This is a genomic window from Myxococcus sp. CA051A, from assembly GCF_013336705.1.
In the GTDB taxonomy this organism is placed as follows: domain Bacteria; phylum Myxococcota; class Myxococcia; order Myxococcales; family Myxococcaceae; genus Myxococcus; species Myxococcus llanfairpwllgwyngyllgogerychwyrndrobwllllantysiliogogogochensis.
In genome coordinates this window covers 13715-36847 of sequence record NZ_JABUMS010000023.1, presented here as the reverse complement: position 1 = coordinate 36847, position 23133 = coordinate 13715, and the positions used below count along the sequence as shown (strand labels likewise).

General features: G+C 68.8%; 20 protein-coding genes. 2 read left to right on the top strand and 18 right to left on the bottom strand.

The genetic code is table 11. The features are described 5' to 3' along the window. Position 1 precedes the first annotated feature (1 nt). The gene (locus HUA74_RS40040) at positions 2–271 is read left to right on the top strand and encodes a hypothetical protein (protein ID WP_141647916.1); all 270 of its coding nucleotides are present in this window, start codon (positions 2–4) and stop codon (positions 269–271) included. Positions 272–302: 31 nt separating this feature from the next. Beyond that, positions 303–734 (top strand): hypothetical protein, encoded by a 432-nt coding sequence (locus HUA74_RS40035; RefSeq protein WP_141647915.1) that lies wholly within the window; start codon positions 303–305, stop codon positions 732–734. A 13-nt stretch (positions 735–747) separates the two neighbouring features. On the opposite strand, the gene HUA74_RS40030 is transcribed toward HUA74_RS40035, so the two are convergent. The 18 genes from HUA74_RS40030 to tssJ form a co-directional block, all read right to left on the bottom strand. After that, positions 748–1731 carry an alpha/beta fold hydrolase gene (locus HUA74_RS40030; protein WP_141647914.1) on the bottom strand — a complete coding sequence of 328 codons (984 nt, stop codon included), beginning with the start codon at positions 1729–1731 and terminating at the stop codon, positions 748–750. 57 nt (positions 1732–1788) lie between these two features. Further along, a complete protein-coding gene (locus tag HUA74_RS40025) occupies positions 1789–2757 on the bottom strand; it encodes a nitronate monooxygenase family protein (RefSeq protein ID WP_217441895.1) in 969 nt (322 codons plus the stop codon). A gap of 137 nt (positions 2758–2894) precedes the next feature. Continuing rightward, positions 2895–3446 carry a TlpA disulfide reductase family protein gene (locus HUA74_RS40020; protein WP_174458801.1) on the bottom strand — a complete coding sequence of 184 codons (552 nt, stop codon included), beginning with the start codon at positions 3444–3446 and terminating at the stop codon, positions 2895–2897. 116 nt (positions 3447–3562) lie between these two features. Beyond that, positions 3563–3952, bottom strand: coding sequence for an HPF/RaiA family ribosome-associated protein (locus HUA74_RS40015; protein ID WP_254614770.1), 390 nt, complete (start codon positions 3950–3952; stop codon positions 3563–3565). 121 nt (positions 3953–4073) lie between these two features. Further along, positions 4074–5147: a hypothetical protein gene (locus HUA74_RS40010; protein ID WP_174458800.1), complete on the bottom strand. Its 1074-nt coding sequence runs from the start codon at positions 5145–5147 to the stop codon at positions 4074–4076. A gap of 6 nt (positions 5148–5153) precedes the next feature. Next, positions 5154–7811, bottom strand: coding sequence for a type VI secretion system ATPase TssH (gene tssH / locus HUA74_RS40005; protein WP_174458799.1), 2658 nt, complete (start codon positions 7809–7811; stop codon positions 5154–5156). Positions 7812–7896: 85 nt separating this feature from the next. Beyond that, complete coding sequence (gene tssG / locus HUA74_RS40000; protein ID WP_174458798.1) at positions 7897–8940, bottom strand: type VI secretion system baseplate subunit TssG; 1044 nt, start codon at positions 8938–8940, stop codon at positions 7897–7899. Next, a complete protein-coding gene (tssF, locus tag HUA74_RS39995; RefSeq protein WP_174458797.1) occupies positions 8904–10658 on the bottom strand; it encodes a type VI secretion system baseplate subunit TssF in 1755 nt (584 codons plus the stop codon). Before tssF ends, tssG begins: the two co-directional genes overlap by 37 nt. A 28-nt stretch (positions 10659–10686) precedes the next feature. Beyond that, positions 10687–11082, bottom strand: coding sequence for a type VI secretion system baseplate subunit TssE (gene tssE, locus HUA74_RS39990; protein ID WP_174458796.1), 396 nt, complete (start codon positions 11080–11082; stop codon positions 10687–10689). Between the two features lie 74 nt (positions 11083–11156). Beyond that, positions 11157–11648, bottom strand: coding sequence for a type VI secretion system tube protein TssD (gene tssD / locus HUA74_RS39985; protein WP_141647907.1), 492 nt, complete (start codon positions 11646–11648; stop codon positions 11157–11159). A 117-nt stretch (positions 11649–11765) separates the two neighbouring features. Then, on the bottom strand, positions 11766–13250 hold the full coding sequence (gene tssC, locus HUA74_RS39980; RefSeq protein WP_141647906.1) for a type VI secretion system contractile sheath large subunit: 1485 nt from the start codon (positions 13248–13250) through the stop codon (positions 11766–11768). Between the two features lie 24 nt (positions 13251–13274). Then, positions 13275–13769: a type VI secretion system contractile sheath small subunit gene (gene tssB, locus HUA74_RS39975; protein WP_141647905.1), complete on the bottom strand. Its 495-nt coding sequence runs from the start codon at positions 13767–13769 to the stop codon at positions 13275–13277. 82 nt (positions 13770–13851) lie between these two features. Beyond that, positions 13852–15711: a TssA family type VI secretion system protein gene (locus tag HUA74_RS39970; RefSeq protein ID WP_174458795.1), complete on the bottom strand. Its 1860-nt coding sequence runs from the start codon at positions 15709–15711 to the stop codon at positions 13852–13854. A 21-nt stretch (positions 15712–15732) separates the two neighbouring features. Next, positions 15733–16668: a type VI secretion system-associated protein TagF gene (tagF, locus tag HUA74_RS39965; RefSeq protein ID WP_174458794.1), complete on the bottom strand. Its 936-nt coding sequence runs from the start codon at positions 16666–16668 to the stop codon at positions 15733–15735. Beyond that, on the bottom strand, positions 16668–20381 hold the full coding sequence (gene tssM, locus HUA74_RS39960) for a type VI secretion system membrane subunit TssM (protein ID WP_174458793.1): 3714 nt from the start codon (positions 20379–20381) through the stop codon (positions 16668–16670). The genes tagF and tssM overlap by 1 nt, the downstream gene beginning before the upstream one ends. Further along, positions 20378–21109, bottom strand: coding sequence for a DotU family type IV/VI secretion system protein (locus HUA74_RS39955; RefSeq protein WP_141648214.1), 732 nt, complete (start codon positions 21107–21109; stop codon positions 20378–20380). The genes tssM and HUA74_RS39955 overlap by 4 nt, the downstream gene beginning before the upstream one ends. A 15-nt stretch (positions 21110–21124) precedes the next feature. Then, positions 21125–22492: a type VI secretion system baseplate subunit TssK gene (tssK, locus tag HUA74_RS39950; protein ID WP_141648215.1), complete on the bottom strand. Its 1368-nt coding sequence runs from the start codon at positions 22490–22492 to the stop codon at positions 21125–21127. Continuing rightward, positions 22489–23049, bottom strand: coding sequence for a type VI secretion system lipoprotein TssJ (gene tssJ, locus HUA74_RS39945; protein ID WP_141648216.1), 561 nt, complete (start codon positions 23047–23049; stop codon positions 22489–22491). Before tssJ ends, tssK begins: the two co-directional genes overlap by 4 nt. Positions 23050–23133: the final 84 nt, after the last annotated feature.

Below are 23133 nucleotides of genomic sequence, written 5' to 3'. Positions count from 1 at the left end.
TATGACAATTGAATCCCCGAACGGCATCAGCTCCATTCCCGTCGTCATCGACATGGGCAAGCAGCGGAACAAGAAGCTCAAGGCCCTCAAGCGAGGCCGGGGCGCGCTGATGCTCGAGGTGGGTGAGGCCCTGAACGAAGTCCGGGACAGGCTGGGCGAAGAGGCCTTTGGCAAGCAGCTGGTCCCCGTCGTCCTCATCTACCGGAAGCAGGCCAAGAAGAAGAAGCGGGGTGGGCTGTCGCTGCCGTTCGTGCCCCCCTTCATGCCCTGAACCCACGCAGTGGACTCGAGGAGCGAAAGTCATGAGCATTCCAGGCAAGGAAGTGACCACCGAGACGGCCGTCAGGGTGGATGGCAACGGTGGACAGATGGTCGCGACCGAGGTGGTGATTGAACGCACCCGTTCGCAGGGCAAGAAGAAGAAGCGCAAGACGAGCAAGGGGTTGAAGAACCTGGACAAGGCGCACGACAACGCGAGTCGTGCGATGGAGCACCTGTCCGCGTCCGTCTCCGACGGGCTGAAGACCTATCGTCGGGAGCAGAAGGCCTCGGCCGAGAAGAAGAAGGACGGCGCCCTGCGAGACTTGATGAAGAACTCCGGCAAGGCGGCGAGCGATTCCTTGAAGACCTTGAGCAAGGTGCCTCTCGACCTCACCCGGACCATCGACAACAAGCGCAACCGCAAGCAGGTGCGGGCCGTCGCGAGGTTCATCGCCGGCCCGCTGGGTCGCTAGTGCGCTTACGGCCCTAGCCCTGCTGTGCGGGCTGGAGCCGTGTCGCGGGCTCGTGGGCCAGCCGGGGCGACGTCTGCTGGAGGAAGTCCCGGACGACGGCCACCGTCTGGATGGGGTCTTCCTCCATGGGCACATGCCCCAGTCCTTCCATCATCACCAGACGGGACTGGGGGATGCGCGACTGGAACTGCCGCGCGTACTTGGGGAGGATCCACTCGTCGCGGCTGCCCCAGAGGATGAGCGTGGGGACCTTTATCTCCGACAGCCGCGCCTCGAGTGACGGGTCCCCGTCCTTCTGGGCGAAGCGCTGCCGGGTGGCCTCGCGATTGCCCTCGCGCAGGAGCATGTCCACGTAGAGGTCCACGGTCTCCGGTGTCACCCGCCGGGGGTCGCCATACGTGCCCTTCACGGTGCGCTTCACCATGAAGCGCGGGGTCGTCCAGCGGACCACGCGGCTGAGCACGGGCGTCTCGTAGAGCCGCAGGGAGAACGGTATCGGCTCGTCGCGCCGCAGGCCGAAGGCGTCCACCAGGATGAGCCGCTCCACCTTCTCCGGATGGACCACGGTGTAGCGCCAGGCGAGGCCGCCCCCCATGGAGTTTCCGCCCAGCGTGAAGCGCTTGAGCCCCAGGGCCGACACGAAGGCGTCCAGCCAGGCGACCTCCTCCAGCGGACTGTAGCGATTCTGGGGGTCCGGCCCGGTGAGGCCCTGCCCCGGCAGGTCCATGGTGATGACCCGGTACTCGCGCGTCAGCGCGTCCATCCAGCCTTCCCAGGTGTGCAGCGATGCGTTGGAACCGTGGAGCAGCACGAGGACCGGGCCGGTGCCCTGGTCCCGGTAGTGCGTCCGCAGGCCGTCGACGTCGATGAACTTCGACGGCTTGCGTGCGCGTCGTGCCTCGATTTCGCCCGCGGGGCGGTCCCGTCGAACCGCCAACGCGAGGGCCGCGCCCCCCGCAAGACCCAGACCGATCGCCCACTTCGCCGCGCGATTCATGAAGCCTCCGAGCGCGCCCGGTCCTCGTCACGAGTCCCGTTCATGCGCGCGCGGAAGCTAGGTCCGTAGACTCAGCCGCAGAAGTACGTCACCGGCCTGTCTGTCCATCTGCTCAAGTATCTGCGCCGCGGTGGGAATGTCTCGAATCAAGCCCGCGGCCTGTCCGACGGGGGTGTGTGCGATGCTGTAATCGCCCGCGGCCAGCGCGGCCTGGAACTTCGCGCGCTCCTCGTCAACGACGGCCAGCAGCTCCTCCTCGCGACCGGACCAGCGCTCCGTCATCGTGTTCTGGAGGGCGCGGAAAGTGTAATCCGGTGGCCAGTGCAACCCGCGTAGGATATCGAACACGATGGAGCGGTCCGTCTGGTCTCCTGTCAAACGAACGGCCATCTCCTTGGAGGCGCTGTTCCCCAGCGACTCGCGGCTGGCCCACAGCCGGGAGCCCACCAGCGCGCCGTCCGCGCCCAGCGCGAGCGCCGCCGCCAGCCCCCGCCCATCGGCGATGCCTCCGGCCGCGAGCAGGAGCGTGTCCGGTGAGCGCGCGGCGAGGATGTCGGCGACCTCGGGGACCAGGGTGATGGTGGCCCGGTTGGTCATGCCATGGCCGCCCGCCTCGCTGCTCTGCGCGACGATGATGTCCGCACCCGCCTCCAGGGCGAGGTCCAACTGGGCGAGTCGCTGAATCTGGCAAATCAGCGCCGCACCCGACGCCTTGATTTTCGCGGCGTAGGGACGGGGATCTCCAAAAGACAGCATGAAGGCGCGCGGCTTGTGGGAGAGCGCCGCATCGAGGACCTGGGGATTCTTGTCGAGCGACCAGGTGATGAGGCCGCCGCCCACGACAGCGTCACCGGCGAGGGCATGTTCCCTGGCAATCCAATCGGCGTCGCCGTAGCCCCCGCCAATCAGGCCCATCGCACCGGCACGACTGACGGCTCCCGCCAGGAGCCCGCCGGCCACCAGGGCCATGGGCGCGCAGACGATGGGATACTTCAGCTCGAAGCGTTCGGTGAAACGAGTCTTCATGACGAGGCACCGGGGGTCGGGGACACTGGCGCTCATAGGCCAATGTTGACGAGGCCGACAAAGGCCCCACGGTGCCGGTTGTTTATTGGCTGATACGTCGATGCCTCACGCGAAATGTCTCGCCGGGCTCGACAGGGCTACAGCATCCACCGCCAGGACAGCCCCGCCAGGGTGGTGTAGCCCACCACGGAGCGCTCGATGCGCCCTTCGGGCGAGAGGAAGAACACCGTGGGGAACATGTTCACCCGCCATGCCTGCTGAAGCGAGTCGTCGCCGAGCAGTACCGGGTAGTCCACCGCGTGCTCTCGGGTGAAGCGTCGCACGGCCTCTTCGTCTTCGTACGCCAGCGCCACGGACACCACGTGCGCCGAGTCTCCCGCGAGCCGCCGCAGTTGCGAGAGGTTGGAGGACTCCGCGCCGCACACGCCGCACCAGGGCGCCCAGAAGGCGAGCACCACGGGTTTGCCGCGCAGCGACTGAAGCGACACCGTCTCGCCTTCGAGCGTGCGCAGCGTGAAGTCCGGCGCTGGAGCGCCCGAGCCTGGAAGGTGTCGCGTCTGCCAGGCGGCCACCGCCACGAAGACGAGCGCGAGCAACACCAGGTCCACGCCCCACCGCACCCACCAGCGCTGACGCGCTCGCGCCCAGGCGGCACGCACGTTGGCCAGTGCTCCGGACCTGCTTTGCATCCAAGACCTCCACACACACCGTGCCGCGCGAGCGCCAGGGCTCACGCGGCACCGAATCATCCTGCCACCGTCAGGGCCCCTCCGGGTGGAAGGACCCTGACGCGGCTCAGCTCACGTCAGGAGGGACTTGGCAGCTCCTCGGGTTCCCAGGGCGCGGTCCTCACGCTCTCCCCATCGCTCCGGTGGGTGCGTCCCAGGGACTTGCCCACCGCGTGGCCCGCGCGCTCCAGGGCCCGGTCCACCGCCCCGGCGAAGCTCGCGTCCACGGCCTCCGCCGCGAGCTGCCCGCCCTGTTCGAGCTGGACCGTCACCTTGGCCACCTTGTCCACGCCGCCGCGTGGGCCGTTGATGTCCTCCAAGCGCACCATGACCTCACGGACCCTGTCGGACAGTCTCCCCATCGCGAAGCGCGCGCGGCGCTCCACGTGGTGACGCAGGGTGTCGGTGAGGGTGAAGTGTCGGGCTCGGATTTCGATTCGCATCCTCGGCTCCTTCTGGCCCACCATGGGCCTATCTCCTATCTGCAGGCCCGGGAGTTTCGGCGCCAATAGGAAAAGCCCCGGAGGACCCTCGAAAAAACGAAGGGTTCCGGGGCGGAATGAGGACGCGCGACGCGCTGTTCGCTCTTTACGGGCCGCCGCTCTTCGCCGCGGCCGGAGGCGTCTTCGCGGGCGGAGCCACGGGCTTGCTCGCGTCCCCGGGGGGCGTCGTCGCGGGCGCGGCTTCCGCCGTCGCCGGCTTGTTCTTCGGCGGCATGGGCACCAGCGGCTTCTCCGGCTCGATCTTCGCGCCGATGCGCACCTGCTGCTCCACCATGCGAGACCACAGCGACGCCTTGGTGCTCACCAGCGCGTTGTCCGCGAGCACCAGCGTCCGGGTGTCCTGGGCCCGGCGGTAGATGCGCGGCCCCACGTCCGGCTGCGCCGGGTCCGAGTCGCTCACCTGCACCTGCTCCTGCACGCCGATGCCCGCCTCGCTGAAGGACAGCGATGACGTCAGCTCGAACTTGCGGGTGAGGTTGTTGGGCAGCTTGAAGGTCAGCTCGCGCGACAGCGGGAACCACGCCGCGCCCAGACATGTGCGCTCCGGGTTGGACACCGACTCCGTGAAGAAGCGGTTGCGCCGCAGCGGCATGATGCGCGCGTGCCGGCGGCACACGTCCGTGCCGTCCGTGGTGCAGGCGTCGCCCTCCGCGACGAGGACATCCGTGCCACCCACGCGCTCCAGCCGCAGCTTCGCGTTCTTCGGCATGGAGCGCAGCGAGCCCAGCGCCTCCACGCGGAAGCCCAGCTCCGTCGTCTCCACCAGCGCCACCGGCCCCAGGGCCTCGCCGTTGGTGAAGCGCCGCGTAATCACCCACGCCAGCCGCTGGCCGGCCTGGAGTGTCTCCAGCACCAGGTCCTCTTCGGTGAGCTTCTGCGACGGCGGAAGGGGCAGGGCGTCGGGGCCGGCCTCCACGCACTCGTCGGCGGTCGGGTCCTGCCACCACACGGGCGCGCCCGCGCAGTCCACCGCGGGGTGCGGAGCCGTGCCGGCGTCCTTGTCATAGCCGTGCAGAAGCAGGGCGAACCAGGTGTCCGGCGTGGGGAACGAGCGTGCGTTGGGGCCCGCCTCGGCGAAGCACATCGCCGGCTTGGGCACGCTGGCGCAGCCGGCCAGAAGGGACAGCGCGACACCGCAGACCTGAAGCGTTCGTTTCATGGGTTCTCAGGCCTCGGCGAACCGGAGGTCCCAGTCGCCTTCCGCGGTGAGGGCCACGTGCAGCTTGGGGGGCACCGCGCCGCCCACCAGGTGCTGCAACAATTCGCGGGAGAGCACGGGCATCAGCGAGCCCTGGAGGATCTGCTCCATGTTGCGCGCTCCCATCTCCGACTCCGTGCACCGGCGCGCCAGCTCGTCCAGCAGCTCCGGCGCCAGCGTCGTCTCCACGTCGTGGGCCTCGCGCAGCCGGCCCACCAGCTTGTTCAGCTTCATCTCGGCGATCTGCCGCATGACGTCGCGCTGCACCGGACCGAAGGGCACCACCGTCATGCGCGCCAGCAGCGCGGGCTTGAAGTGCTGGCTCAGCGTGGGGCGGATGGCCGTGAGCACCTGCTCCGACGAGGGCTCCAGCCCGTCCTCGAACATCTTCATCACCCGGTCCGAGCCCAGGTTGCTGGTGAGGATGATGACGGTGTTCTTGAAGTCCACCGCGCGGCCCTCTCCGTCCGTCAGCATCCCCTTGTCGAACACCTGGTAGAAGAGGTTCATCACCTCCAGGTCGGCCTTCTCGCACTCGTCCAGCAGCACGACGGAGTAGGGCCGCTGCCGCACCGCTTCCGTGAGCAGGCCGCCCTCGCCGTAGCCCACGTAGCCCGGCGGCGAGCCGATGAGCCGGCTCACCGTGTGCTTCTCCTGGAACTCGCTCATGTTGAGCGTCGTCATGAAGCGCTCGCCGCCGTAGAGCGACTCGGCCAGCGCCAGCGCCGTCTCCGTCTTGCCCACGCCGCTGGGCCCCACGAAGAGCATCACGCCAATCGGCGCGTCCGGGTTGCGGATGCCCGCCTGGGAGATGCGGATGATTTCGCCCACCTTCTTGAGCGCCGCTTCTTGTCCACGCACGCGGGTGCGCAGCCGGTCCTCCAGGTTCAGCACGGCCTCCAACATGTCACCGCGCATCTTCCCCACCGGCACGCCCGTCCAACCCGCGACGACGCGCGCGACGATGTCCGCGTCCACGTCCGAGTGCACCAGCGGGAACTCGCCGCGCGCCGCCGCGAGCGACTTCGCCGCCGCGTCCACCGCTTCCTTGAGCGCCGCGGGCTCGGCACCCGGGGCAGGCTCTCGCAGCGCCTTGCGAGCGTTCATCAGCGCGACGACGGCCGCGCGCTCCGTCTCCCAACGCGCGTGCAGCGAGGCCCGCGAGTCCTGGGTGGCGCGCAGCTTCGCCTCCGCTTCGGCCAGTGCCTCCTGCGCGTCCTCCCCACCTTCACCGTCGGCCAAGTCCCGCTTGAGCGCGTCGCGCTCGCGCTCCAGGCCGGAGATCTCCTGCTCCAGCGCCACCAGCTCCTCGGGCCGCGTGGATAGCTCGATCTTCACGCGGGCAGCCGACGTGTCGAGCAGGTCCACCGCCTTGTCCGGGAGCTGCCGGCCGGAGATGTACCGGCTGGACAGTCGCACGGCCGCGGTGACGGCCTCGTCGCGGATGGTGACGCCGTGGGACGCCTCATACGTGGGGCGCAGGCCGCGCAGCATCAGCTCCGCGTCCGCCTCGCTGGGCTCGTCCACCTTCACCGGCTGGAAGCGCCGCTCCAGCGCCGCGTCCTTCTCGAAGTACTTCTTGTACTCGGCCCACGTCGTCGCGGCGATGGTGCGCAACTCGCCTCGCGCCAGCGCGGGCTTGAGCAGGTTGGCCGCGTCGCTGCCGCCCTGCGAGCCACCCGCGCCGATGATGGTGTGCGCCTCGTCGATGAAGAGGATGATGGGCGTGGGGGACGCCTTCACCTCGGCGATGACGGCCTTGAGCCGGTTCTCGAACTCGCCGCGCACACCCGCGCCAGCCTGGAGCAGGCCCAGGTCCAGGCCAAGCAGGTCCACGTTGCGCAGCGCCTCCGGCACCTCGCCCCGCACAATCGCCCAGGCCATGCCCTCCACGAGCGCCGTCTTGCCCACGCCCGGCTCGCCCACCAGGATGGGGTTGTTCTTCCGGCGGCGGGAGAGGATGTCGACCATCTGCCGGATTTCGCGGTGGCGGCCGAAGATGGGGTCGATCTTCCCCTCGCGCACCCGCCCGGTGAAGGACGTCGCGAAGCGCTTGAGCGCCTCGTCACCCCGGCCTCCTGGCGCACCCGCCGCGCCGCCACCCGAGCCGCTCGCCGCGCCGTCCTCCGTGGTGACCTCCACGTTCTCCGGCGAGGGCTGCAGCAGCACGTCCAGCGAGCCCAGCAGCTCGTCGCGGGAGATGGCGTCCAGCTCGGGGAAGATTTCCGCGGTGTAGCGCGAGCGGCGGGTGATGAACTGGACGAACAGGTGCCCCGAGCGCAGCCGCGTCGCGCCGTGCTCCACCGAGGCCAGGAGCCACGCCTCCTCGAACCACTGGAAGAGCGTCTCGGAGAAGACGGGCCGCCCCGCGTTGCCGGCGCGCAGGCCCTGCAGGGCGCGCTCCATGCTGGTGGCCAGGTGCCGCTTGTCCACCCCGAAGTGGTGGAGCAGGCGCGCCACGTCCGAGTCCTCGGGCTCCAGCATCTGCGCCAGCATGTGCTCGGGGACGATTTCGTAGAACCGTCCCGCGCTCGCGCGAGCAACCGCCGCTTCCAACAGGCGGGTGGAGGTGGGCGTCAGGCGACGGACAAGCGCTTTCGGATCGACGCGAATGGGAGCCCCCAAGCTGTGACAACGGTGGTCGACGGTATACCGGGCGGCTGTTACGCCGTAAATCCCCGCACCCCGGGGCCGCCCATCCCGGAGCGTCTCATCTCACGACGGGAACACTCAGGTGTGTCTGCTGGCTGGAGCCCAGCCAGGTGTCGCGGCCGAGCTGGCTCGGCTCCTTGCGAGACAGCCGGAACTGCTGACGCACCCCTTCGGTGAGACCCAGCTCCAGATCATACTCCAGCGGGTCCCGGACGAAGAGCGACACCACCTCCCGCACCAGCGGTAGCAGGTCTCCATCCGGCATCAGCCGCTTGTAGGCGCGCGGCGGCAGCGGGCTGATGTGCAGCTGAATCTTCCCCGTCCGGTCGAACGCCTTGCCCCCCAGCAGCATGTTGCGGCCGAGCTGATGGTTGGCCCGCCCCAACTGCACCCGCGCGTCGATGTCCACCCAGCGGCCCACGAACTGCCGCACCGACACCTTCGCGCCCTCCAGGTCCTCGTTCAGCACGTCCTGGAGCGCCACCTCCAACTGCTCCGCCGTGCGGGAGCGGCTGGCGAGCAGCGGGGCGATGCGCAGGAGGCGCCAGGTCGGCAGGCCTCCCTTGCGGGGCTGCTCGTACGTGTCGAAGCCGCCCAGGGCGAGCAGCCGCCGGGACCACTGGTCCGTGAAGGACGTGTCCGTCTCGCTGGTGATGCGGTACTTCGACTCGATTCGATACAGCAGGGACAGGAGCCGGTGGTGGAACAGGTCCAGGAACTCGCGTCGCACGGGCGCGTCCGGGTCCTCCTGCGCGACTTCCTCGGCGATGTAGTGGGGCAGGGGGCTCACCGCGCCCGTCAGTCCCAGAAAGCGCGTCACCACCTCGAACAAGGGGCGGCGTGAGGACGGGTCCTCCGGCCGCACCGGCACGTAGCGCAGCGTCACCTCGCTGACGTCGCCGGAAGGGAACCCGAGCGATGGGTCATGCCGGAAGCGGATCATCTCCTCGTTGACGGGCCCGGGCCCGCCCACGCGCACCGCGTCCTTGGTCAGCCGCTCCAGGTAGGCCACCAGCGGGAAGAAGCCCACCCGGGGCGCCGCCTCGGCCAGCTTCCGGGCCTCTTCTACAAGAGCGTCTGAGAGCCGTTCCTCGGAAGCCACATGTACTCCGTCTGCGAGGGGTGGAGGCGGATGCTCAGCTCGTTGAAGGAGTTGATGGTGACGTGGGACGCGAGCAGTTCCTCCAGCACGCAGCCGAAGAGGAACGAGTCCCCCACGCCCATGAAGTTCTCCTCGTCCAGGTCCACCCGGGTGCGGTGGCCTCGCAGCGGCGCGCCCTCCAGGAAGCGCGTGACGGGTTTGGTCTCCACCGCGCGGATGGCGTTGATGCGCAGGCGGCTGGCGCGCGCGGCCAGGTTGTCGGTGAGCGAGTGGAAGTTGTACAGGTCCATCAGCCGCCGCAGCGCCGCCGCGTCCGCGAGCGAGTGCTGGTTGATGGCCAGATGGGACAACAGCCGCCAGTGCAGCTCCGCGCCCAGCGGCGCGCGCGCGGGCCGGCTCACCGGGGAGATGTTCTTGAACTTCGCCTGGGTGGGGCTGGCGGACGTGGACTCCGTCAAGTCACCCACTTGGAGGCGCGACGGCAACGTGCGGTTGGTGCACGTCAGGTCGATGGAGAGCGCCTCCTCGGCCCCGAGCACCGGCGCCACGTCGCGCGGGGTCTCCAGGGTGATGTACATGTCGATGCCTTCATCCAACGGCGAGTGCATGCGCCGCAGCCGGTAGAAGGACTGCTCCGCGTCGCCGCCCGCCGTATGGCTGAACTCGAAGAAGGGCCGGTAGCCGCGCCGCTCGTTGCGGCCCGACTGGAGGCCCGTCACCGAATCCACGGAGTACACCTCCGCGTGGTTGGGTGGCAGGTCCGCGGCGCGCAGCAGGTGTTCGCGGTCCAGCGCGTGGTGGAGGACGGGGTTGGCCGGGGCGCTGAAGAGGTTGACCACCGGAGCGCAGTGCAGCCGGAACATCTCCCGGTGGATGCGCGCGTCCAGGGGCGGTGGCCGCTCCAGGTGGAAGGCGATTTCGAACCGGTCCTCACGGACGCTCATCGCCGCCGCGTCCAGGTTCTTCACGTCGAAGAACAGGAACTTCTCCGGCAGCGTCAGGTACTCCTGCAACAGCCGGTAGCCCTCGCTCGCGCGCGGCCACGGCAGCAGGCGGAAGTCGCGCTGGAAGCCCACCGCCTGGAGGGAGCCCGCGGGCAGCTTGATTCCGTCGCCCTGTGAGGACGCGCCGCGCACCCGCACCTGTCCGCAGTAGCGCAAGAGGCACAGCAGCACCACGGCGGAGGCGGACAGCTCTCCGTGGATGAACAGGCGCAGGCCCTGCTGGCGGAAGACCTCGGCGCGGCCCTGCTCCGTCGTCTGGAACGACAGCCGCAGCACGGGGGAGGTAATCGACGAGCGGTCCAGCATCGCGTCGGTGAGCTGCACCGGCAGCAGGTCCACGTCCGTCGTGGTGCGGAAGACGCAGCGGGTGCCGTCGATGGGCTGCGAGGCGACCTCCGCCCCGGCGGCCAGCTTCGAGCGGCCGCGCAGCGCGCGCAGGTGCGGGGAGAACTCGACGATGGACGCGGCGGGCAGGGGGCGCAGGTAGTGCGGCAGCAAGAGCTCCGTCAGCCCATGCACCAGCTCCGGCACGTCGTCGTCCACGCGCTCGCGGATGCGCGCCGTCAGGAAGGCGAAGCCCTCCAGCAGCCGCTCCACGTCCGGGTCCGCGCCGCGCTCCACCAGCAGGCCCGCCAGCGACGGGTTGGCCAGCCCGAAGGCCCGCCCCATCTCCCGCAGGTACGTCAGCTCGCTCAGGTAGTACTTGCTGAACATCCTCGCCCTCCGCCCAACACCCCGCGGTTCACCACAGGTCCACGCGCCCGCCCGGGTTCATCTGCGTGTGGAAGCGCACCGTGCCTTTTCGGTTGCGCGTCGCCAGCTGCGCGGTGATGTCGAACCGCAGCGCCGTCGGATCATCCGGGTCCGGCGAGTGGTTCACCACCACGCTCTTCAGTCTCGGCTCGAAGTCCTGGATGGCCGTGCGGATGGACTGCGCCATTCGCGGCACCGCCGATGGGTACGTGTGGACGATGTCGTTCAAGTCCAGGATGCCGAAGGCCGGTGAGGCCACGGACTCACCCTTGCGCGTGTTGAGCAACGCGCGAAGGTGCTCCGCGATGGACTCCACCACGTCGCCGGGTGGGGCGAGCGCGCCATTGCCTTCGGCGATACGTGACAACAAACCTCGGGAGCCCATGCGTGTCTTTTATTGAGGCCACCCCCGGCCGCCCGTGTCGACTGCGCCACGGACGACCGGTGGAGGAGCACGCATCAGCGCTGGGTGTCCCAGGTGTCCTCGTGCGTCTGGCCGCCGTTGCTGTACGTCCAGTTGATGGTGTGGAAGACGATGTTCAGCTCCTCGAGCGGAGGGCTGTTGGAGCTGGTCGGCACGAACGCATCCGGCACGAACTGCTTGATGCTGTTGATGCGCGCCTTCTTGATGGACGTCGTGTAGAACTGCTCGGTCGTCCCGTCGCCAGAGGGGTTCGGGCGGAAGAACTTGAACGTCGCCTCGATGACGGTGTTCTCGCACAGCGCCTTCATCAGCAGCGGCGAGGCCTTGTCGATGCGCTTGCGGATGGTGATGCCCTCGTACTGACGGCGACCCACGGCCAGGCCCGAGCCCGCCTCACGAGCGGTGAACACCTTCTGCTCGTAATAGATGGCCTCGATGGCGCCCTCGCGGCCGAGGCTCGTCTGGGTGCTCTCACCCGCGATATCCTGCCCGTTTGCCTTCAGGTACACGAAAACTGATTCAGCCATGGAACCAACCTCTTTGCTGTGCGCGCGAAGGCGCGCGGGTGGCCCAGGCTCATTTCGAGCCTGGGAGTGGAGCCCACAGAATAGCTGATCTCAACGACACACGGTGAAGCGGGTCCATCACTCCTTGTCCAACTTACCCACCAAGGACAGGGTGAACGACGCACCCATGTACTTGAAGTGGGGGCGCACCTGCAGGCTGCAGCGGTACCAGCCGGGCTGACCTTCCACGTCCTCGACGACGACGCGCGCGGCCTTCAGCGGGCGGCGCGAGCGCACGGCGGGCGCCGGGTCGTCCATGTCGGAGATGTACTGGCTGAGCCAGTGATTCAGCTCACGCTCCAGGTCGGCCTTCTCCTTCCAGCTGCCAATCTGTTCGCGCTGCAGCACTTTGATGTAGTGCGCGAGGCGCGTCATGATGAACATGTATGGCAGCTGCGTACCCAGACGGTAGTTCGTCTCCGCGGCCTTGCCCTCCGGGGTGTTGCCGAAGAACTTGGGCTTCTGGGTGGAGTTGGCGCTGAAGAACGCCGCGTTGTCGGAGTCCTTGCGGAACACCAGGCCGATGAAGCCTTCCTCGGACAGCTCGTACTCGCGCCGCTCGGTGAGCATGACCTCGGTGGGAATCTTGGTCTGGATTTCCCCCATGGCCTCGTACTGGTGCAGGGGCAGGTTCTCCACCGCGCCGCCGGACTGGGGACCGATGATGTTCGGGCTCCAGCGGAACTTGGCGAAGGAGTCCGCCACGCGCGACGTCAGCGCGACGGAGGCATGGCCCCACAGGTACTTCTCGTGGCTGCCGACGACGTCCTCGGTGAAGTTGAAAGCCTTCACCGGCACCGTCTTCTCGCCATAAGGCAGACGCAGCAGGAAGCGCGGCAGGGCCAGGCCCACATAGCGCGCGTCCTCGCTCTCGCGGAACGAGTGCCAGCGCGCGTACTGCGGACCCTCGAACAGGGACTTGAGGTCCTTGAGGTCCGGCAGCTTCAGGAAGGTAGGCTCACCGAAGGTCTCCGGCGCGGTGTTGGCGATGAACGGCGCGTGGGCCATGGCGGCCACCGACGCGCACTTGCGCAGAAGCTCCATGTCCTGCGGGCCCACGCCGAAGTCGTAGTTGGCGGAGATGATGCCGTAGGGCTTGCCACCGAAGACGCCGTACTCGTTGGAGTACACGAGCTTGTACAGACCGCTCTTCACGACCTCGGGCGCGTCCTCGAAGTCCTTCTGCAAGTCTTCCTTGGAGACGTTGAGCATCTCCACGCGGGTGTTCTCGCGGAAGTCCACGCGGTCCACCAGGAACTTCAGCGAACGCCAGGACGACTCCAGCTTCTGGAACTCGGAGGCGTGGAGGATTTCATTCACCTGCGACGACAGGCGCTTGTCGATTTCGGCGATCATCGCGTCGACGAGCGCCTTGTCCACACGCTCCTCGGAGCGGTTGGGCGCGAGCATCTCCGTGATGAAGGCTTGCACGCCGCGCTTGGCGACGTCGTAACCCTCGTCCTTGGGCTTGAGCTTCGCCTCGGAGAGGATTTCGTCGAGCAGGGACAGCGAGGCATCGGCGCCGGCAACCGGCGACTTCTGGGTCAGGGTCTCGGTAGGCATGGTGTCTCTGTTCCCCGTAAACGGTTACTTGGACTTTTCCTCGAGCCCCAGTTCCTTGATGAGCGCCTTGCGGCCCTCTTCGTCGGCCAGGAGTGCCTGAAGCTTCTTGCGGAACGCGGGAAGGTTGCCCAGGGGCCCCTTGAGCGCGTTGAGCGCGCTGCGCAGCTCCAGGAGCTTCTTGAGCTCGGGCACCTGATTGACGACGCTCTCGGGCGTGAAGTCCGACAGGTTCTTGAATTGGAGCGAGACATTCATGGTCGCGCCCGCGTCGCTGGACAGCTTGTCCGCGGCGGTGAGGGTGACCTTGAGGTTCTGCTGGGCCATCACCTCGTTGAAGTTGCCCTTGTCCACGTTGATGGGCGCGCGCTGCTCCAGAGGCCTGTCATCCGCCTGGCCCGTGAAGTCCCCCATCATCAGGACCTTCAGGGGCAGCTCCACCTGCTCCTGCGCATTGCCGGTGGCGGGCTTGTAGACGATGTTGACGCGCTCGGTAGGGGCGACGGAACTCTCTTTGCTCATCTGCGGCTCTCTCCTTGAGACCTACGTAGAAATGCGCGGGCGTCGCATGGGGGAGGCTTCGCCGCGGAACAACCTGGGAACGTCAGGGGCCGACGACGCGGAGCGCGGCGGAAGAATCCAGCCGTGCGAGACGACGATAGCGGTTTCGAACTTTTGCTGCCAACCGTCCCCCCTCCTTTTCCTCGACGGTGCGGGTGGCGAGCCATCCCTCGAGACAGGCCGCCGCCAGCGTGGGCTCCCACTGGTCCAACGCATGAGAGGAAACCTCCTCGTCGAGCGCGTCGAAAAGCGCGCGCGCCAGCGGAAGTTGTCCTGCCTGGGCACACAGGCGCGCCAGGGTCAGGCGGGCGACGAAGCGCGCGCGGCCCGTGCCCGCGGCGGCGACATCCGCCTGGAGCCCCGCGACGAGCTCCTGCACGCGGCCCTCGGCCAGCAGCGCCTGGGTTTCCTCCTCGCCCAGGGGCTGCGCGCCGGCGGACTCCGCGTCGAGTGACGGCGGCGGCAGGCGAATGGCTGTCGTCGGGGCGCGGACCGGGGACGACGCGGTCGTGCGGGGGGCCGCCTGGAGGACCTCGGCGCGCAGCCAGGCGCGCGTGGCCTCGTCGGTGAGGGGAGAGCCGTCGGCGGCGAGCAGGTCCTCCACGCCCGGCATGCGGCGCAGTTGCACACGCAACTCCCGCACCAGCGCGGCGTGGGCCGTGGTGTGTGTTTCACCCAGCCCCTTGAGCGCGGCCGCGCTGAAGCGGTGCGGGCTCAGGGCGAAGCGGTGTTGGGCGACGGCGGACTCGGCCTCGTCGAGCAGCTCGCTCCAGCGCTGGTTGGCTTCCAGGGTCTCCAGCTTGGAGCGCAGCGAGTCCGGTGGCGGCTGAAGCGTCGTGCGGCCGTTGGCACCGGTGCCAGGCGGCCGCGCCAGGTGCAGCCACACGCCGTTGCGCAGCAGACGGTAGGAGACGGGGTCCGCGCTGCTCGCGTGACGCAGCGCGCTCGCGGCGCCCAGGAGCGCGGCGCCGACGTTGCGCAGGAAGTCGGTGACGGCCTCGGTGCTGGAGAGGTCCGGCTGCGCGGGCAGCGTGGGGAGCGGAGGCACGACGACGGTGCTGGGCGCGGCGACTTTCGGGGGCGCGGGGCGCGGGGGCGCGGAAGGCTGGGCGCCGACCTGAGGGGGCGCGGGGCGCGACGGTGCCGACGGCTGCGCGGCCTTCGGGGACGCGGGCGGCTCGGTCCTCGGGGCCGTGTGAGTGTTCACGGCCGACGCGGCGTCGGCGTGCGCGGGGCTCGAGGACGACTCCGGGCCCGTCACGGGAGCTGCTGTCGGCGCGCTGTCCACGGGCTCGGCCAAAGCGGCGTCCTGCTGTTGGGGCGCCTCGGGCAGGGGCTCGGGCAGGCCGGCGCGCAGCCGGGCGATGGCGTCCTGAATCGGACCGAAGGCGGGGGTCTGGTCGGCGAAGCGCTCACGCGACAGGGTGGACAGTCGCTTGATGGCGAAGGCCAGCGCATCGAGGGACTCGGCGCTCACGCTGGCCTGGTCGATGGTGGGCAGCAGCCTGCCCAGGCGTTCCACGAACCAGCCCACGGCGTTGGCGCGCGCGCGCAGCCGCTTCACCTCCGGAAAGAGGTCGGGCCAGAAGCGCTCCGTCACCTCCGCGAGCAGGGCCGCGCCGGTGGCGGCGCCGTCCATGCCCCGGGTGACGTAGAGGCCGTAGGCCAGATACGAGGCGAGCCAGAGGTCCTTGGTGGTGCCCTTGAGCAGCTCGTCGGCGCCGCGAACGACTTCGTCCCAGCGCACGGCGTTGCTGGCGGGGGACTCCAGCTTCGCCACCTCGGCGGTGATGGCCTCGTAGGCGGGGTCGTGCTTCGCCTGCGTTCCGGCGGGCGCGGTGCCGGGCACGGGCTCGACCCAGGGACGGGCGCGCTCACGGAGCTCTTCGAGGGTGGGAGGCATGGTGTGAGGCTTCGTGTGCCCTCAGCGCGACAAGGCGCGCAGGAGCTGGTCGAGGGTGGTGGTGGGGGAGTCGATGACCTGGCGCGCGGAGGCCGTCAGGCCCTTGCGCGCGTTGTCGATGGCGGCGGGACGTTCGGTGCGCAGCGGCCACACCTGGGCGCCGGGGCGGCCGGGCTGGGCGAGCGCGAGGAAGACGGAGGGCGACGCGGAGCCCAGGCTCAAGAGCAGCCGGGGCTTGTCTCCCTCGGACCAGAAGAAGGACGGCGGCTGGTGGGGCCAGCGCAACAGGCGCGAGGACAGCTCCAACCACGCCACCGGGCCCACGCGCGCCGTCAAAGGGCAGTCCAGCACCACGCCCGCGGCGGACTGCTCGCGTCCGCGCTCACCGATGCACGCGGTGAGGAAGGTGTGCAGCGCGTAGTACTGCCCTCCGGCGGGCGAGCCCTCTGTCACGGGTCCCAGCAGGTCGGCGAGGTGGTGCTCCGAAAGGACGCTGTCGCGCAGGCGCTCCGCCACGCTGAAGTCACCCGGGCCCGGCACGGGCAGCGCAGTGGCGCGCTCGGTGAGTCGCGGCACGTCCAGCTCCGCCGCCGCGTGGGCCAGGGCCCCGGCCGCGCGAAGGAAGGGCTGGTAGGCCTCTGGTGTCAGCGCGAAGCGGAGCGCGGTGCTGGCCGAGGGCACCTCGGTGAACACGGCCAGCGGAAAGGCGCGGCCCACGCTGTCCACGCTGGGCGCCATCAGCCCCACCAGCGCCTGCTTCTGGCCTGGGGCGGTGAAGACGAAGTGCGCGGGCTCCGAGGGCAGGTCCATCCGCGCCTTGCGCGCACGCTCCACGCCCGCCTCCATCCACCCGTAGAGGTGGAGGGCCAGCGGCGTGGAGGCGTTGAACCGGATGAACTCCGCCTGGCGTGGCGTCTTTCCCAGCAGGCCGATGCGAGGAGGTTGCTGCACCGCCATCAGGGGGCTCCGCCCGCGGCCACGGCCTCCGGCTCGCAGCCCTTGCCGTTGAGCGCGATGCCCATCGGGACCTTCATGCCGGAGTCCCGGAAGATGCCCATCAGCTTGGACGTGTTGCCCGCCAGCCCGAAGAAGGGGTTGGTCGTGCGCTCCGGCCGGAAGTCGATGGAGACCTGCGCGCCATTCATCTCCTCGATCTCCCACGTCGCGGTGAAGTAGCGCCCGTCCGGGCTGGGTTCGATCTTCTTCACGCGCTCGAGCAGGCGGAACAGGCCCCAGTCGCCCTCGGCCTCCAGCGTGGACTCCGTGGCGCCATCCACGCTCTGCACGAGGATGCGCGCGCCGAGCTTGCCGGCCTGGCCGGGCCAGATCATCGGCTTCCACAGGGTATCGGGACCGTTGCGGTACACCTCGTCCGTGCCGTCGAGCGTGAAGACGATGGACGAAATCTGCGACGCGGCGCCATCCATGGAGACGCCGGGACGGATGCGCACCTGGAAGCGCACCAGCGGGTCCACCATGCCCACCGACTCGCCGCCCGGGAACAGGGTCGCCGCCAGGGCCTGCGTCTTCTCCAGGAAGGTGAGCAGCTCCGGCCGGTAGTTCCCGCTGGCGGACGAGGTGAAGTCCCACTTGCGGCCCGTGGGGACGAGCTGCTCGCTGAGCTGCTCCTTGATGAACTTGCGCAGCTGTCCGTTGTCGGGCCGCAGGAACTCCGCGACTTCGGGCAGCGGTGCATCCTTCTGCGAGCTGGCCGTGAACGGATACATGTCCTTGAAGGCCCGGTTGAACGGCACGGCCACCTGTTCGCACCACAGCTTGCTCTTCTGCTGGGCCTGGCCCTGGGTGAGGACCTGGAGGGTGTCCTTGAAGGGCGGCATCAGCAGTTGATGGAAGATGGCGATGTTGTCCGTCTGCTTGCGGATGAGCATCTCCACGTAGCTGCGCGCGGCGTTGCTCTTCTTGGCCAGCTCCGCGCCTTCTCCTGGCTTGTCCTTCGCCGCCAGCATCGCCGAGTGGACGGTGACGAGCTGCTCCTCGTACTCGACGAGCGCCGTCAGCGTCTCCTCGCCGTCGTCCGTCTTGTAGCGCTCCGTGGCGAACCGGATGATGGAGGCAAACTCGCGCGCCACGTCCCGGGGAAGAATCTCCTCTTCGCCGGAGGGCGCGAGCGGGTTGAGCTTCTCCCGGTTCTTCTCGGTGACGGCGTCGTCACCGGAGCCGAAGATCTTCTGCACGGACGCCGTCAGTTTGTTCGTGCTCGTGGCTTCGACCTTGGGGGGGCGTCGCTCAAGCTGGACGTTGTTGACGATGGAGTTGAACAGCCGGCTGTACGGCTTGGGGGTGCCGCGCGTCAGGTTGGTGAGCAGGTCATCCAACTGGACGTCGTCCTTGGGCTCGACCACCTTGATGGCGTTCAGGAAGTCCTTCCACTCCTGGATGTAGGCGGAGAGGTAGTTTGAGTGCAGTACGCGCCGTAACCCCTCCACGTCGCTGCCGACGTCCCGGTCCAGCACCCACGCATCCTGGTCCGAGAACGACTGTTCGAGCTGCTGCTTCACCTCGTTCTCGTAGGCGTTGCGGGTGAAGGCGCCGCGCACCACCATGTTGGCGCTGAACTGCGGCACCGAGCCCATCAATTGCTCCAGCGTGACGTCTCCGTACTGCGCACGCGTGGTCTCCACGATGCGCGCCAGCTCCAACTTCTCCAGGGGCACCCGGATGAGCGCGCGTCGGGCGCCCACGATGAGGGCGTGCTCCCGGGGGAAGGCGATGCGCTCTTCGCGCGCGGGCTTCTGCTCGTCGGGGAGGGCCTGCTCGGCGCCCAGCATCTTGATGAAGGTGGTGGCGTGGGTGGCGACCGTTCCCTCATCCAGCGCGCTGCCGCGCACGCGCCCCCAGTGCTCGACGATTTGTTGCACGAGCCACCGGCGCTGCGTCTCGTCCAGCTCCGGTTCCTTGGGGTCCCGGGGCGTCGTCACCAACAGGTACATCTTCAGGTCGTCGACGTACTGCTTGAACTCGGACGAGCGCCGCGCGTGCTCCTTGGGGTCCCGGAGCGTGAGCATGTCCGGGCTGCGGGCGAAGCCCTCCAGGCGCTGCTGGATGAGCTCGAACTGCTTGCCCAGCAGCACCCGCCGCAAGGCGGTGTTGTAGAACTCGCGCGCCTGCGGCAGCAGCTTGTGGCCCTGATAGAGGCCGAAGCGCATCCACACCGGAGCGCCTTCTTCCTCGTGCCGTGTCAGCTCCTCCAGGCGCTTGCTGAGCGGTAGCAGGTCCTCGACCCGGCGCACGTCGTCGCGCGGGTCCAGGTTCACGTCGGTGATGGCCTTGGTCACCGCCTCCGCCAGGAAGCGGTTCTGGAAATAGGAGAGGGTGGGCATGGACAACAGCAGCGCCGTGGCCGCCATCGCCGCTCCCGCCAGCACCATGCTCTGCCGGCGCACCCTCGCTTCCTCCAGCGAGCTGCGCACCGCCACCTGCTGGTCCTGGAACATCACCTTCGTGAAGACGTCCCAGAGGAAGTAGCTGCGGCCCTCGGCGGACGCGCCCTCCGTCTGCGGCCGTCCGTTGGTGGTGCCGAACATCTCACCCGCGGACGGGGACACCTTGTCCACCGCGCGCACGTCCTGCGTGCCGCTGTTGAAGTACAGGCCGCGGAAGACGGGCGTGTCCTGGAACACGTTCTCCAGGAAGAGCGGCTGGAGGAACTCGGCCAGATTCTTCCGGAGCGCATCGAAGCGCTGCGGGAACCCGTAGATGTTCTCGCGCGTCTCCAGCCGGCGCTCCTGGCCCAGCCGCCTGAGCGAGCGCTGCTCCAGCACGGAGAGCATCTCGTCGAAGCGCTCGCGGAACAGGTCCGTGCTGGCGTCCTTCTGGTGCTCCAGCGGCACGGTGAAGCCCCAGACCTGTCCGCGCTCCACGCGGGACAAGTCGGAGAACATCTCCACGAAGCCCGGCAGCAAATCGCACTTGGTGACCATCACGTAGACGGGCACCAGCATCTTCAGCCGGCCGGTGATTTCGTCCAGGCGCTCGCGGATGGTCTGCCCCATCTCGCCCACGGCCTGCGGGTCCGCCGTCATCAGCTCGCTGACGCTGATGGCGACGATGAGGCCGTTGATGGGGCGGCTGGGGCGGTGCTTCACCACCGTGTCCAGGAAGGCCATCCACTCCGGACGGTCCTCCTCGGCGCTGGTGTAGCGGCCCGCCGTGTCGAGGATGACGGCCTCGTTGGTGAGCCACCAGTCGCAGTTTCGAGTGCCACCCACGCCGCGCACGCCACCGCGCGCGGACAGGTAGGGGAACTTCAGGCCGGAGTTGCGCAGCGCGGTGCTCTTGCCCGCGCCCGGAGGGCCGACGATGAGGTACCAGGGCAGCACCGCCAGCGCGTCCTTGCCGCCGCGCGCCAGCTTGGACGCCTTGAGCGCGCCCACCGCCTTGGTGAACTCGTCCTGCATCGCCTTGATTTCGGGCTGCAGGTCCGGCCGCACCGTGGCGGCCTGCTCCTCACCTTGGGCCGCGAGCGCGCCCTCCAGCTTCTTGGCGGCGCGGCGCGCGCGGATGCGTTTGACCACCCACACCACGCCCATGGCCAAGAGGCCCGCGAGCGCGGCGACGATGGCGGCCTGGGGCGGGCTGAGCTCCAGGTAGGTCATCAGCGCGAACATGGGCGCGCCGATACCCAGCAGCGGTAGCAGGTAGGCCATCATTGCGTGCCTCCCGGGTTGGCGCCCGCTTGCGGCGGAGCCAGGGTGCCGGCGACGTTCTTGGCGGCGTGCAGCTCGATGCGGCCCTTGAGCTCGTCCACCTTGTCCTTCAGGAAGAACTGCAGCACGCCGTAGAAGAGCACCGCCACCGCCAGCGAGCCCGCGGACAGGGCCAGCATGGGGGTCTTGCGACGCTTGGAGAGCAGCGAGTCGGTGGGACGGTCACCGTGGGGTGACAGCACGTCGAAGTCGAACGGACGCGCGCGCTCCAGGTCCTTCTTCACCGTGTCGATGAGCGTCATCAGCTCCAGCTCGCCGCCGCGGATGCGGTAGCGCCCCTGGAAGCCGAAGAGCATGCACAGGTAGTAGACCTGGAGGACCTCGGCGCGGTGCGGATCCTTTCGCACCAGGTCCAGCCTGGCGAAGAAGCCGTCGCCCGCGATGTTCTCGTTGAAGTAGTGCAGCTGCAGCGGGTTGGTCATCCAGAACTGCCGGTACTCCTCCGGCCGGCTGAGGACGACCTCGTCGATGAGCGCCACCATGGCGTAGGCCATGTCCTGGGCGTCCTGGTGGCTGAAGCCGAGCACGGCGGCGCGCCGCAAGAGCTCGTCCACCACTCCGCGCAGGCGGTGATAGAGCGTCTCGGGCGGAGGAATGGCCGCCGCCTCCGAGCCGCGCAGGTGGATGGCGGCGTCGAAACAGTCCTTCGTGGCTTCCGTCACTCGGTCCATGGGAATCCCTGCGCGTCAGCGATTGGCGGTGGGGACCGCGAGCAGCTCCACGGTCGTTCGGGCCGCGTCGAACGGCTGTGGCAGATAGAGCGCGAGGTTGTGGTCCCTCATCACGTTCTTCCAGTAGCCGTCATTCATCGAGAGGCTGAAGTACACGGTGCCCGGCTGCACCGGGACTTCCGGCGGCGGGCGGTACGTGACGGCCAGCGGCACCCCGGGCGCGGCGGCGCGGACGAGGCCCGGGATGTCATCCCAGCAGGCCACCTTGGTGAGCTTGGGGAACTGCTCGGCGACGACGCGCTCGGGCAAATCGCTCCTCACCGCCAGCAGGAAGGCGCCGCAGCGCTCCAGCCGTTCGTCCTCCAGCTTCCCCCGGAACATGCCGTCCGAGCCCGCGGAGAGGTCCACCGTCAGGCACTGCTCCAGCGCCACCGAGCGCATCAGCTCCGACAGGCGGCGGAACAGCTCCTCGAACGTCGCCCTCAGGTTCGTGAACTGGAAGGACGGCAGCGTCGTGGGGTCCGCGCTGGAGGAGAAGGTGCACAGCTGGCCGGCGCACTGCACCAGCGTGAGGTACAAATCCCGGGGCCGCAGGTTGCCCGCGTCCAGCGCGTGCTGGAGGAAGGGGATGGTGCCGTTGAGGGCGTTGAGCTCCAGGAAGAGCGTCACGTCGCCCGCGGTGAACTCCAGCGCGGACGCATCCCGGTGCCGGCGGCGCGAGGCGAGCTGGCGCTGCTTGGAGACCATCAGCCGCAAGAGCGTGCGCAGCTCGCCCATGACGTAGGGCGCCGCGTCGATGCGAAGGCAGGGCGGGACGTAGGCGTCCACCACGGCCAGGCTGCCGGACTTGTCCCGCGTCAGCTCGAACAGCTTGATGGCCTCGAAGTCGTCGCGCGGCTCGGTGCCGAACAAGAGCCGCACGTTGCGCTGGCCGAAGCCCACCTGGGAGATGGACGTGGACGCCGTCAGGTCGCTGATGGGCCGCGTGACGGGCGTGTAACGCGGGCTGCCACCGATGCGCTCCCCGCTGCCGTAGCTCTCCACGCCGCTGCGCTCGCGCGGCACGCCCAGGTACACGTCCAGGGTGCGCTGCGCGGGAGGGAAGTAGCCCTCGGCGGGGCGCGCGGAGGGGGCCTCGGCGTCTCCGGACTCGAAGGACACCGTCAACCCGTCTGGCAGCACGCCGACGAAGTTCGACAACTGCACCTGGCCGGCGCGAAGCGCCTCCTGGTCCAGCTCCATGGCCACCACGCCCCACGGATAGGGTTCCAGGGCCCCCAGCCGGTTCTCCAAGAGCTGCTCGTGATAGAGGTCTTGTTGCTGGAGGTGGTGGGGGCTCATGAACATGCCCTCGGACCACACGACGCGCTGCGCGGACTTCATGCGCCTCTCCGGGGCGACTCTTGGTCGCCGGATTCGGGGTTGTTGTGTCGCTCCGGCGCCACGCTGAGGGGCCGGAACATCAAGTCGATCTGATAGCCCTGGAGCCGGTAGCGGAAGACCTCGTCGTCCTCCTGCGGCGGCCCCTGGTCTCCGGCGGGACGCTCCACGCAGCGCGACTCCTGCACCACGGGCAAGGTCGCCACCGCGCGCCAGGAGTAACCCAGTGGCTGCCGGAACAGGCCCATGGCGAGCACGAAGCGCGCCTTCGGGTCCCGCTGTATCCAGCGCTTCTCCTGCGTACCGGGCGCCACCACCACCTCGGCCACCTGCAGCAGGTCATCCTTCAGCAGCACCTCGGGCTTGCCCCACAAGTCTCGGAAGCCCGCGCGCTCCAGCTTCACGCTGTCCTTGAGCTGGACGATCTGCACCACGGTGGGCAACGAGCGGCCCTTGGAGTCCGGGTTGAGCTGCTCGGCCGCGTCCACCACCACCTGGAACGGTGGCGGCGTCTCACAGGAGAAGGGCACGCGCTTCGCGCAGCCCGCTCCCACGCTCATGCCCAGCGCCTGCGCGGCGACCACACCCCACCGAAGGCACCGGCCGGCCACCCCCGCCGCACCGGCGCCAGTGTGTCCTAGCGC